11 protein-coding genes are annotated in these 12,204 nt (G+C 32.1%); all 11 read left to right on the plus strand.

Features of this window, described 5'->3' with window-relative positions; translation table 11 throughout:
* Nucleotides 1–5: 5 nt before the first annotated feature.
* Nucleotides 6–1,016: a phosphate acyltransferase PlsX gene (gene plsX, locus V6137_RS15955; RefSeq protein WP_425448955.1), complete on the plus strand. Its 1,011-nt coding sequence runs from the start codon at nucleotides 6–8 to the stop codon at nucleotides 1,014–1,016.
* Nucleotides 1,003–2,001, plus strand: a complete 999-nt coding sequence (locus V6137_RS15960) for a beta-ketoacyl-ACP synthase III (RefSeq protein ID WP_425448956.1) — start codon at nucleotides 1,003–1,005, stop codon at nucleotides 1,999–2,001. The genes plsX and V6137_RS15960 overlap by 14 nt, the downstream gene beginning before the upstream one ends.
* 16 nt (nucleotides 2,002–2,017) lie before the next feature.
* The gene (fabK, locus tag V6137_RS15965; RefSeq protein WP_425448957.1) at nucleotides 2,018–2,956 is read left to right on the plus strand and encodes an enoyl-[acyl-carrier-protein] reductase FabK; all 939 of its coding nucleotides are present in this window, start codon (nucleotides 2,018–2,020) and stop codon (nucleotides 2,954–2,956) included.
* A gap of 11 nt (nucleotides 2,957–2,967) precedes the next feature.
* Entirely contained in the window at nucleotides 2,968–3,912 is a 945-nt protein-coding gene (fabD, locus tag V6137_RS15970) for an ACP S-malonyltransferase (RefSeq protein ID WP_425448958.1), read from the plus strand.
* A 10-nt stretch (nucleotides 3,913–3,922) separates the two neighbouring features.
* Nucleotides 3,923–4,666: a 3-oxoacyl-[acyl-carrier-protein] reductase gene (fabG, locus tag V6137_RS15975; RefSeq protein WP_425448959.1), complete on the plus strand. Its 744-nt coding sequence runs from the start codon at nucleotides 3,923–3,925 to the stop codon at nucleotides 4,664–4,666.
* Nucleotides 4,667–4,700: 34 nt separating this feature from the next.
* Complete coding sequence (gene acpP / locus V6137_RS15980; RefSeq protein WP_425448960.1) at nucleotides 4,701–4,931, plus strand: acyl carrier protein; 231 nt, start codon at nucleotides 4,701–4,703, stop codon at nucleotides 4,929–4,931.
* A 102-nt stretch (nucleotides 4,932–5,033) separates the two neighbouring features.
* Nucleotides 5,034–6,272, plus strand: coding sequence for a beta-ketoacyl-ACP synthase II (fabF, locus tag V6137_RS15985; protein ID WP_425448961.1), 1,239 nt, complete (start codon nucleotides 5,034–5,036; stop codon nucleotides 6,270–6,272).
* Between the two features lie 303 nt (nucleotides 6,273–6,575).
* A complete protein-coding gene (rnc, locus tag V6137_RS15990) occupies nucleotides 6,576–7,298 on the plus strand; it encodes a ribonuclease III (protein WP_425448962.1) in 723 nt (240 codons plus the stop codon).
* Nucleotides 7,291–8,373 (plus strand): elongator complex protein 3, encoded by a 1,083-nt coding sequence (locus V6137_RS15995; protein WP_425448963.1) that lies wholly within the window; start codon nucleotides 7,291–7,293, stop codon nucleotides 8,371–8,373. The genes rnc and V6137_RS15995 overlap by 8 nt, the downstream gene beginning before the upstream one ends.
* Before the next feature lie 32 nt (nucleotides 8,374–8,405).
* Nucleotides 8,406–11,987, plus strand: a complete 3,582-nt coding sequence (gene smc / locus V6137_RS16000; protein ID WP_425448964.1) for a chromosome segregation protein SMC — start codon at nucleotides 8,406–8,408, stop codon at nucleotides 11,985–11,987.
* 12 nt (nucleotides 11,988–11,999) lie between these two features.
* Nucleotides 12,000–12,204 (plus strand): hypothetical protein (locus V6137_RS16005; RefSeq protein ID WP_425448965.1); only part of this gene is annotated, 205 nt, incomplete at its 3' end.

The raw sequence follows: 12,204 nt of genomic DNA on the forward strand, positions 1-12,204 counted from the left end.
ATTTTATGAATATAGTAGTAGATGCTATGGGAGGAGATAATGCTCCTAGGGCCACAGTTAGAGGATGTGTAGATGCAGCTAAGGAATATGGTGTTAATATAATCCTTGTGGGAAAAAAAGATGTAATAGAAAAGGAATTAGATAAATATAATTATCAGGGTAATAACATTGAGATAATTGGTGCCGATGATGTAATAACAAATGAAGATAAACCTGTTAAGGCAATAAGACGGAAAAAAGATTCCTCAATGGTGGTAGGGTTGAATTTAGTAAAGGAAAATAGGGCAGATGCATTTATTTCAGCAGGAAATAGTGGAGCTCTATTAGCTGGAGGTACATTTATAGTGGGGAGAATAAAAGGTATTAGTAGGGCAGCCCTAACTACTGTATATCCTACTGAAAAGGGAATATCTTTGATGTTGGATATAGGGGCTAATACCGATTGTAAACCCTCATATTTACAACAGTTTGCCATTATGGGTTCTATATATTCACAAAAGGTTTTAGGGGTATCTAATCCTAAAGTTGGACTTATAAACAATGGGGTGGAACCTGGTAAAGGAAATGACTTAACTAAAAAGTCATATGAAGTATTAAAAGAGACTAATATTAATTTTTATGGAAATTTAGAAGCCAGAGATATACCTAAAGGATATGTTGATGTTATGGTATGTGATGGTTTTGTTGGTAATATGATATTAAAATTGACAGAAGGGTTAGCTAAATCTATATTCTCTACGTTGAAGGAAGAATTTATGAGAACTATATTGACTAAATTGGGAGCTATAATACTAAAACCGGGACTTAAAAATTTTAAAGATAAACTAGATTATACAGAGTATGGGGGAGCACCACTCTTAGGTTTAAAGGGTGGAGTTATCAAAGCCCATGGTAGCTCTAATGGAAAGGCTATAAAAAATGCTGTAAGACAGGCAAAAACTTTTGTAGAGAATAATGTTATTGAAAAAATTGAGCAGGATATAAAAGAAATGGGAGGTAACGATGGGACCAAATAATAATCTAACAGGTGTTGGTATAATTGGAACTGGCAGTTATGTACCTGAAAAAATAATGACAAATGAGGATTTGGAAAAATTAGTTGATACAAGTGATGAATGGATAACTAAAAGAACAGGTATAAAGGAAAGACGTATACTTGATAAGGATAAAGCAACTTCTCATATGGTAATAGAAGCAGGAAAAAAAGCTATGGAAGATGCTAAGATATCTCCAGAAGATGTGGATGCTATAATAGTTACCACAGTAACTCCAGATATGGCTTTTCCATCAACAGCATGCATAGCCCAAGAGAAATTAGGATGTGTTAATGCTTCTGCATTTGATTTAGAGGCTGCGTGCTCAGGTTTTATATATGGATTATCCGTTGCCTATGGATATATAAGCTCTAATATGTATAATAATGTTTTAGTTGTTTCAGCAGATGCATTAAGTAGAATAACAGATTGGACAGATAGAGGTACTTGTGTGTTATTTGGAGATGGAGCAGGAGCTGCTATAATAAGTAGAGTACCTGAAAATAAAGGTATATTGTCCTTAGATATAGGAGCTGATGGAAGTGGAGCAGGCTATCTAGAGTTGCCTGCAGGAGGTTCAAAAAATCCAGCTACAATGGAGACTGTAAATAATAAAATGCATTATTTAAAAATGGAGGGAAATGAAGTTTTTAAATTTGCTGTTAGAAAAATGAATGAAGCTTCAAGGAAGGTTATTAAGGAAGCGGGCTTAGAGTTAGAAGATATAGATTTCTTAGTGCCCCATCAGGCTAATATTAGAATAATAAATTCCTCTAGAAAAAAGCTGAAGCTGGATAAGGATAAGGTATATGTGAACTTAGATAAATATGGCAATATGTCCTCGGCTTCTATACCGGTGGCACTTGATGAGGCTATTAAGAGTAATAAAATCAAAAAAGGTGACAACGTTATTTTAGTAGGCTTTGGTGGAGGTCTTACATGGGGATCTTGTTTAATAAGACTATAGAGTAGGAGGTCTATATATGTTGAAAACCGATTTATGCGATTTACTTAATATAAAGTTTCCTATAATTCAAGGTGGAATGGCATGGGTTGCAACTGCTGAGTTGGCACAGGCCGTTTCGAATGCAGGTGGATTAGGAGTAATAGGATGTGGAAATGCCCCTGCAGATGTTATTAAAGAGGAGATAAGGAAGATAAAGAAAAAGACGGATAAGCCCTTTGGAGTGAATGTTATGTTATTATCTCCCCATGTTGATGAAATCATGGATATGTTATATGAAGAAAAGGTTCCCGTTATAACTACTGGAGCTGGAAATCCAGGAAAGTATATAGATAGATTTAAAGGGATAGGAACTAAGGTTATTCCAGTTGTGCCATCTGTAGCCTTGGCTAAAAGAATGGAAAAGGTAGGAGCAGATGCCGTAATAGTGGAGGGAACAGAAGCAGGAGGTCATGTTGGAGAGCTTACAACTTTTGTTTTAGTACCCCAGATTGTAGATGCAGTAAATATACCTGTAATAGCTGCTGGAGGTATAGCAGATGGCAGGGGTATTGTATCGGCTCTATCTTTAGGGGCTAAAGGTGTACAAATGGGCACGAGGTTTGTTTGTTCTACAGAATGTATAGCCCATGAAAATTATAAAAACATGATAACAAAGGCTAAGGATAGGGATGCAGTGGTTACAGGAAGAAAAACGGGGCATCCTGTTAGAAGTTTGAAGAATAAATTTACTAGAGAATTTTTGAAACTTGAAAAGAAAACAGACGACAAAAAAGAACTGGAAGAGTTTGGAGTAGGTTCTTTAAAAAAGGCTGCCATAGAGGGAGATCATAGGTATGGTTCTGTTATGGCAGGTCAAGTAAGTGGATTAATAAAAGATATAAAAAGCTGTGAAAGTATAATAAATGATATAGTAAAAGAGGCTAATATAGTAAAAGAAAGTTTGACTAAAATATAAGGAGGTATATAATGGGAAAGGTAGCTTTTGTTTTTCCAGGACAAGGGGCACAGAAAGTTGGTATGGGATATGATATAAGCAGAGAATATCCCGAAGCCATGGAAGTCTTTGAAAGAGCCAATGAAAGTTTACAAATAGATATTAAAGATATGTGCTTTAATGGACCAGAGGAAGAGTTAATAAAGACAGAGAACACTCAACCGGCTATATTAACAACTTCCATTGCTATTTTAGCTGTAATAAAAAAATATAATATAGATGCAGATGTTACTGCAGGTTTAAGCTTAGGAGAATATGCATCATTGGTATATAGCGGAGCAATAGAGTTTGAAGATGCTGTAAGACTTGTAAAAAAAAGAGGGAAATACATGCAAGAAACAGTACCCATAGGAAAGGGAACAATGGCTGCTATTATTGGATTAGACAGAGATGATGTAGAAGAGATAGTTAAAGAGGCAAAGGAATATGGTATAGTGGAAGGAGCTAACTATAATTGTCCTGGTCAGATTGTTATATCTGGAGAGGTTTCTGGTGTAGAAAAGGCTTGTGAAATAGCTAAAGAAAAAGGTGCCAAAAAAGCGGTTATGTTACCTGTAAGTGCACCGTTCCATAGTGAATTACTTAAGCCTGCAGGGGAAAAACTATTTGAGCACTTAAAGGATATTGAAATAAAAAATTTAAACAAAAGGGTAATATCTAATGTAACTGGTAAATATATAAACAGTAGTGATGAAATTAAAGGGTTACTAAAGGATCAAGTATCTAAGCCAGTACTATGGGAAGACAGTATAAAGTTAATGCTAGATGATGGTATTGATACTTTCATAGAAATAGGTCCCGGAAAAAGCCTTAGCAGTTTTGCTAAAAAAATAGCTAAAAAAGAGGATAAAAAGATTACTACTTTTAGTGTTAGAAATTTAAAGTCTTTAGAGAAGCTTTTAAATAAGATGGGTTAGAGGTGAGTTTATGAATTTAGAAGGTAAGGTTGCCCTAATAACCGGAGGTTCTAGAGGTATTGGTAAGGCAATTGCTTTTAAACTAGCTGAATTAGGAGCAGATATTGCCATTAATTACTCAAACAATAAGGAAAGAGCAGATAAGGTTGTTGAAGAAATAAAATCTATGGGAAGAGATGCTATTTCTATAAAGGGAAATGTGGCTAAAATGGAGGAAGCAAAGGACATTGTAAAAAAAACTAAGGATAAATATGATAGAATTGATATCTTAGTTAATAATGCAGGAATCACTAGGGATAATTTACTTATGAGAATGAAGGAAAAAGAATGGGATGCTGTTATGGATGTTAACTTAAAGGGAACCTTTAACATGTCAAAATCCATAATTAGAAGTATGCTTAAACAAAAAAATTGTAGTATAATAAATATAGCATCGGTTGTTGGTATATCAGGTAATGCTGGTCAATGTAATTATTCCGCTTCTAAGGCTGGAATAATAGGTTTTACTAAGTCTTTAGCAAAGGAAGTTGCTAAAAAGAATGTTAGGGTTAATGCAGTGGCTCCGGGATTTATTAAAACTGATATGACCGATGAATTACCCGATAAGGTTAAGGATGAGTATATTAATAGTATTCCATTAAATAGATTAGGAACCCCTGAGGATGTGGCCAATACTGTAGCTTTTTTAGCCAGTGACCTTTCAGAGTACCTAACAGGTCAAGTGTTAACTGTAGATGGAGGTATGGCAATATAATATATACATATGATATTGAAAGGAGGTGTAATGAATGGAGACATTTGAAAAGTTAAAAGAGATTATAGCTGAACAACTTGAGGTTGAAGAAAGTGAGATTGAGATCAACTCTTCTTTCCAAGATGATCTTGATGCAGACTCTTTAGATGTAGTTGAGCTTATTATGGCGATTGAAGATGAGTTTGATTTAGAAATACCTGATGAAGAGGCTGAAAAAATCTCAACTGTAAAGGATGCAGTTGACTATATTGAAAATAATGCATAGTAATTATATTATTAATGAAAAGAATAGGTCCCGATTTAATCGGGACCTTAAAAATAGATTTGAAAACAGATGGTTTATATAATAGATACGGAGGGGTAAATGATGAAGAAACGTGTTGTTATTACTGGATTGGGTGTCATTAGTCCAGTAGGTACAGGCAAAGATGAGTTTTGGAACTCCATAAAAGATGGAAAAAGTGGTATAGACACAATAACTAGATTTGATATAGAAGATTACCCTACAAAAATAGCAGGTGAAGTAAAAGACTTTAATGCTAAAGATTATATAGATAAGAAGGAAGCAAAGAGAATGGATCGGTTTACACAGTTTGCTGTGGCTGCAAGTAAAATGGCAGTGGAGGATTCTAATGTAGACCTAGAGAATGTCGATAAGGAAAGATTTGGGGTAATACTTGGCTCTGGAGTTGGAGGATTGGAAACTTTAGAAAAACAACATAGTAAATTAATAAATAGGGGTCCAAAGAGGGTAAGCCCATTTTTCATACCTATGATGATAGGGAATATGGCAGCAGGACAAGTTTCCATACTGTTTGGAGCTAAGGGATGTAATGAAACTGTAGTAACTGCTTGTGCATCGGCAACAAATGCCATAGGTGATAGCTTTAAGGTTATACAAAGAGGCGATGCCGATATGATTATAACTGGTGGAGCAGAAGCTTGTATAACCCCCCTTGCACTGGCTGGATTTTCTTCTATGAAGGCTTTATCTACCAACAATGATAATCCTAAAGAAGCCAGTAGACCATTTGATAAAGATAGAGATGGTTTCGTAATGGGAGAAGGGTCTGGAATCTTAATACTAGAGGAATTAGAGCATGCAATAGAAAGAGGGGCCAAAATATATGGGGAAGTTGTTGGATATGGTATGACTTCAGATGCCCATCATATAACCGCACCGGCAGAAGGTGGCGAAGGTGCTGCGAGGGCTATGGAAATGGCATTAAATGATGCTGGAATTTCCTATGATAAGGTGGACTATATAAATGCCCATGGAACTTCCACATATTATAATGATAAATTTGAAACTATGGCTATTAAAACTATATTTAAAGAACATGCAAATAAACTAAAGATAAGCTCAACTAAATCTATGACTGGGCATTTATTAGGTGCAGCCGGTGGAATAGAAGGTTGTGTATGTGCCTTAACTCTAGATAATAACTTTATACCACCCACCATTAATTTCAATGATGGAGGAGAGGATTGTGATCTAGACTATGTTCCAAATGAAGGCATTGAAAAAGAAGTAAATTATGCAATGTCAAACTCCCTTGGTTTTGGTGGACACAATGCTACTATATTAGTTAAAAAATACAAATAGTTTTTATAAAGGCTAGTTACACTTTGTAACTAGCTATATTTTTATTTCATATCAGTCAACTTTTATATACAATAAATACAAGTTTTTATATATTTATTGCGGTGAAAAATCTCTGCACTTCCTATCCTGGACTTTGCACAGAATAAATAAGTACTAAAATGTATTTATTCCAATATTAATTACATTTTATTTGCATGTATATTGATAAATGTAGTAAACTATATGTTGGATAATATTGTAGATATTTTAAAACTTTTTTTAAAGTATATACAATATTATCTAAAAAAATAACGGAGGTAACTTATGACGAAATTATGTGAAGGGCGACTAGAGAAATTATATAAGTTTCAAGAAAAGAGTAATTATAAATTTAATAATATTAATTTGTTAAATAGGGCCTTAACCCACAGTTCCTATGCTAATGAACATAAAAAACACAGGATTTTATATAATGAAAGATTAGAATTTTTAGGGGATTCAGTTTTAGGAGTTGTGGTCAGTGATTATATTTTTGATAAATATCCCGGCTATCCAGAGGGAGAGTTAACTAAACTAAGAGCCACAGTGGTATGTGAACCAACCCTTGCCTTTGTTGCAAAAAAACTCTCTTTAGGAGATTATTTACTTCTAGGTAAGGGAGAAGAGTCCACCGGTGGAAGAACTAGGGTATCTATACTGGCAGATGCCTTTGAGGCAGTAATTGGGGCCATATATTTAGATGGACAATTAAAAAGTGCTAGAGATTTTGTATTAAATAATTTAACTAACATTATTGATGATGCAGTTAAAGGAAAAATTTTTATAGATTATAAGACAGAGTTGCAGGAAGTGGTACAGAAGGTTACAAAAAATAAAATAGCATATGAAGTAGTAGATGAAAAAGGTCCAGACCATAATAAAATATTTTATGTGAATGTAAAAGTTGGAAATAAAACGCTGGGAGAAGGAATGGGTAAAAGTAAAAAAGAAGCAGAGCAAAGTGCTGCTAAATCTGCTTTAGGAACATTAGGTGGTATAAATGAGTAAAACTTATCATATCATTCCAATATTTGTTCCCCATAGGGGGTGCCCCCATGATTGTGTGTTCTGTAATCAACGGAAAATAACTGGATTATCTACTGAGATTACAGATAAGGATGTTGATGATACTATAAAAGAGTATTTAAAGACAATACCTAAAAGTAACAAAAAACTAGAGGTTGCTTTTTTTGGTGGAAGCTTTACGGGAATTGATATAAAAGTTCAGAAAGAATTATTGGATGTAGCAAAAGAGTATAAAGAAAAGGGATTAATAGATAATATAAGGTTGTCAACAAGACCCGATTATATTGATAAAGAAATATTAGATATTCTTAAAGGAAAAAAAGTGGATACTATAGAATTGGGAGTTCAATCTTTAGATAAAGATGTATTAGAAAAAAGCAATAGGGGACATACCATGGAAGATGTTATTAATGCTTCAAATCTAATAAAAAGATATGGATTTAATCTAGGTCTTCAGATGATGGTTGGTCTACCCGGGGATACAGTAGAAAAATCTATAAATACCGCTAAACAAATAATAAGTTTATCTCCAGATTTTGTTAGGATATATCCCACCCTCGTTGTTAAGGATACCCATCTTGAAAACATGTATTTAGATAGAAACTACAAGTCTTTAACATTAGAAGAAGGAGTTTTTGTAAGTAGCATTTTATTAATGTTATTTAAGGTGAATGATATTGGTGTTATTAGAATAGGTCTTCAACCAACGGATAATATATCTTTAAATAAAGATTTGGTAGCAGGACCATTTCACCCATCCTTTAGACAAATGGTAGAATCTGAACTCTATAGAATAGTGATAGATAAATTTATGTCAGAAAATACAATAACTAATGATATTATTATAGAGGTAAATAATAGTATAGTGTCGAATATAATAGGACAGAAGAAAAAAAATAAATCCTATTTAAAGAAGAAGTATAATATTAAAAACTTTAAAATAAATGGTACTAATATACCAAGGGATTATATGGCTTTTTATAATAATAATAAATATAATAAGATTAATATTAATAAATATATATATGACTATTTGAAAGAAAAAAATATTATATAATATTTAAGATATACTAGAAAGAGGTGGATATATTGTACCTTAAACGTATAGAAATGCAGGGATTTAAATCCTTTGCAGATAAGATAGAAGTAGATTTTCAAGATGGAATAACTGCAGTGGTTGGACCTAATGGAAGTGGTAAGAGTAATATTTCCGATGCCATAAGATGGGTTTTAGGGGAGCAAAGTGCTAAAACCTTAAGGGGTAGCAAGATGGAAGATATTATTTTTGCAGGTACTCAAAGTAGGAGACCAGTAGGCTTTGCAGAGGTAACGTTGATTCTTGATAATAAGGATGGAAAGCTTCCCGTTGAATATACAGAGGTAAGTGTAACCAGAAGGGTATTTAGGTCCGGTGAAAGTGAATACTATATGAATAAAAACTCCTGTAGATTAAAGGATATAAGAGAGTTATTTATGGATACGGGAGTGGGAAAAGATGGATACTCCATTATAGGACAAGGTAAGATTGATGAGATATTAAGTGGAAAATCGGAAGATAGGCGTAATCTCTTTGAAGAAGCTGTTGGAATAGTTAAACACAAAAGTAGAAAAGAAGATGCGAAAAAAAAGTTAGAGAAAACTAATGATAACTTAGTTAGAATTAATGATATAATTACAGAACTAGAAGGACAAATTACCCCTTTAGAGGAACAATCCAAGAGGGCTAAGAAATATCAGAAATTATCGGAAGAATTAAAGGACCTAGAAATAAATTTATTTATTAGGGAGATAGATAGGTTAAAAGAGCAGGTAGAACATATAGAAAGTCAGAAACAATTGGTGGAGAAACAACTTAAATACAATAAAGAAGAAAAAGAAAAATTCCAGAAAAAGTATAATAAGATCAAAGAAGAAATTGATAACATGGATAGGAAGATAGATGATATAACAAATAAGAAATATACAACAGAAAATTATATTGAAAAGAATGAAGGGGATTTAAAGCTTTATAATGAAAAAAATAATACATTAAAAAAAGAAATAGATAGATTAGAGGGTGAAATATCAAATTTAAATGAAAAGATTATTAAAATCGATGAGGACAGTAAGGAAATTAAAGATCATAGGGAAGAATTAAATTCAAAAATTAAGATACTAAATAATGCAGTAGAAGAAAAAAACAAGAAGATTTCAGATATAAATAGAGAGATTGAAAGTAAAGAAAGAAGTATTGAAGATAAAAAAGGAGACATTATAGAAATACTAAATAAAATATCTGATAAAAGGAGTAAAATAAATAGTTTAAATTCCTTTACTGAAAATATAGATAAAAGAATTTACCAGATAGAAAAGGAATTAAATGAACTTAATAAAAACAAAGAAAAAAATATAAAGGATATAAATAAAAATAAGGAAGATATAGAGTCAGTAAATAAAGAATTAAAACAATTACTAAGGGATAAGAGTAATGGAGTCCAAAATAAAAGGGAAGTTGAAAATAGATTTGATAGTTTATCAGAGGAAATGAGTAAGTTAAAAGGAGATATACAAGGAAAGATATCAAACTATAATTTACTTAAAGATATGAAGGAAGAATATGAAGGGTTTTACAAGAGTGTAAAAAATACTCTGAAGGCGGTGGATAGAAACCCTAGTTTAGGTAAGGGCGTGAAGGGAGTAGTTGCTGAGCTAATACAAGTTGATAAAAAGTATGAAAAAGCTATAGAAATAGCTTTAGGCTCCTCCCTTCAAAATATAGTGACTGAAACAGAAAATGATGCTAAAAATATCATAGAACATCTTAAAAAGAACAAATTGGGTAGAGTTACCTTCTTACCTATATCGTCTATTAAAGGACGAAGCTTGAATAACTACGAAAAAAAGATTATAAATACAAATGATAAGATAAATGTAGCATCAAATATTATTAACTATGATGATACCTATAATGATATTTTCAAATACTTGCTGGGAAGAGTTTTGATTGTAGATAATTTAGATATGGGAGTGGAAGTGTCTAAAAGATGTAATCATTCTTTAAAAATAGTTACTCTAGATGGAGATGTTATAAACCCTGGGGGCTCAATGACTGGAGGAAGCTACAAAAGTAATAGAACTAGTATTCTTAGTAGAGAAAGACAAATTAAAGAATTAAAGAAAAATATAAATCTGTTGAACAATAAATTAAAATCCAATGAAAAGGACTTAATATCCTTAAAAAGGGATATTTCAGACCATAGTAGTTCAATAGAAAATTTAGAAAGTAAAATTAACGATTATAATGTAAAATTGGCAAAACTGGAAAATGAACAGTTACAGTTAAGTAAAGAAAAGGAACAGATAAATAATTCTATAGGAAAGTATATTAAAGAAGAGGAACAGTTAAAAAATGAAAATAAAGATGCTTTGAAAAACATAGAAAAAATAAAATTAGAACTAAAAAAATTAGAGGAAGAAAACACATCAATACAGGGTAATATAGATGATACGGTAAAGAAATTTGAGAAAGAAAGAAATATTAGAGATGAAATATCAAATGATATCTCCAATATAAGGGTTAAATTGGCGTCATCTAAACAGGAAATGAAATCTATAATTAATCAAGCTGAAATGTATGACAAAGATAAAAATAATTTGATAGGGGATATAAAATTAAAAAAAGAAAATATCTCTAAAAATAAAAATAATTTAATAGTGATAGATAAAAAGATAAAAGAGTTAGGCAATAATAAAGAAGAGTTTAAAGTAAAACTAGGGGAATACAAGGAAATTCTAGATAAGATAAAAAAAGATAAAAAGACTTATCTAGAAACTTATAATGCAGAGGAAATAAAGCTACAGAATATGAATGCCAAGATTAGTGACTTGGAGCGAAGCATGGGTACTTTAGATGTTAAATATGCAAGATATAATGTTCAACTTGATAATTATACAAATAAATTATGGGATGAATATGAAATGTCCTATCAGATGGCAATAGAACATAAAAGGGATATAGATAGCATATCAAAGGTACAGGATAAAATAAGGAAAATTAAAAGTAATATTAAGTCTTTAGGAAATATTAACTTAGATGCAATTGATGAATACGAAAGGGTTGAAGAAAGATTTGAGTTTATGAGTTCTCAAAAAGATGATTTGATGGAGGCTAAAAAGTCTTTAAATAGGGTTATTAAGGAATTGGAAGAAAAAATGCAGGAGCAATTTATTGCCGGTTTTAAAATTATAAGAAGTAATTTTCAAGAGATATTTAAGAAGCTGTTTGGAGGAGGAAAGGCCGATGTTTATTTACTGGATGAGGAGAATATATTAACCAGTGGTATTCAAATAGTAGCCCAACCCCCTGGAAAGAAGCTTCAAAATTTAAGTTTATTATCCGGTGGTGAAAAAGCTTTGACAGCCATATCCCTATTATTTGCCATATTAAAAACTAAGCCTACACCGTTTTGTATATTAGATGAAATTGAAGCTGCTTTAGATGATGCCAATGTATATAGATATGCAGATTATCTAAAGGAATTTTCAAATAATACTCAGTTTATCGTAATAACCCATAGAAAGGGAACCATGGAAGGTGCGGATTCTTTATATGGCGTAACAATGGAAGAACAAGGTGTAAGTAGATTAATATCAGTAAAATTAACAGAAGAGTTAACAGAAAAAGTAAGTTAGGAGGAAAATTTTATGTGGAAAAAACTTTTTAAATGGGGAAGAAAAGATAAAGAAGAAAGTAAAAAAACAGATGAGAGAGGAGAGGGGAGAGAGGAGAGAGAAGAAACTAAGATTAAAGAGTTAATTGATGAAAATCATCCTTTAACTATTAGTCTGGGAATATCTGTGTTTAGAAAACATAGTAATGATAAAGAAGATCTTATAGAGAAGGCTGATC

Origin of the sequence: Dethiothermospora halolimnae, assembly GCF_037577855.1 — a bacterium.
Classification (GTDB): domain Bacteria; phylum Bacillota; class Clostridia; order Tissierellales; family VENL01; genus Dethiothermospora; species Dethiothermospora halolimnae.

Coding starts and splice junctions, on each gene's coding strand:
- plsX (WP_425448955.1), top strand. CDS start 6: ATGAATATAGTAGTAGATGCTATGGGAGGAGATAATGCTCCTAGGGCC.
- V6137_RS15960 (WP_425448956.1), top strand. CDS start 1,003: ATGGGACCAAATAATAATCTAACAGGTGTTGGTATAATTGGAACTGGC.
- fabK (WP_425448957.1), top strand. CDS start 2,018: ATGTTGAAAACCGATTTATGCGATTTACTTAATATAAAGTTTCCTATA.
- fabD (WP_425448958.1), top strand. CDS start 2,968: ATGGGAAAGGTAGCTTTTGTTTTTCCAGGACAAGGGGCACAGAAAGTT.
- fabG (WP_425448959.1), top strand. CDS start 3,923: ATGAATTTAGAAGGTAAGGTTGCCCTAATAACCGGAGGTTCTAGAGGT.
- acpP (WP_425448960.1), top strand. CDS start 4,701: ATGGAGACATTTGAAAAGTTAAAAGAGATTATAGCTGAACAACTTGAG.
- fabF (WP_425448961.1), top strand. CDS start 5,034: ATGAAGAAACGTGTTGTTATTACTGGATTGGGTGTCATTAGTCCAGTA.
- rnc (WP_425448962.1), top strand. CDS start 6,576: ATGACGAAATTATGTGAAGGGCGACTAGAGAAATTATATAAGTTTCAA.
- V6137_RS15995 (WP_425448963.1), top strand. CDS start 7,291: ATGAGTAAAACTTATCATATCATTCCAATATTTGTTCCCCATAGGGGG.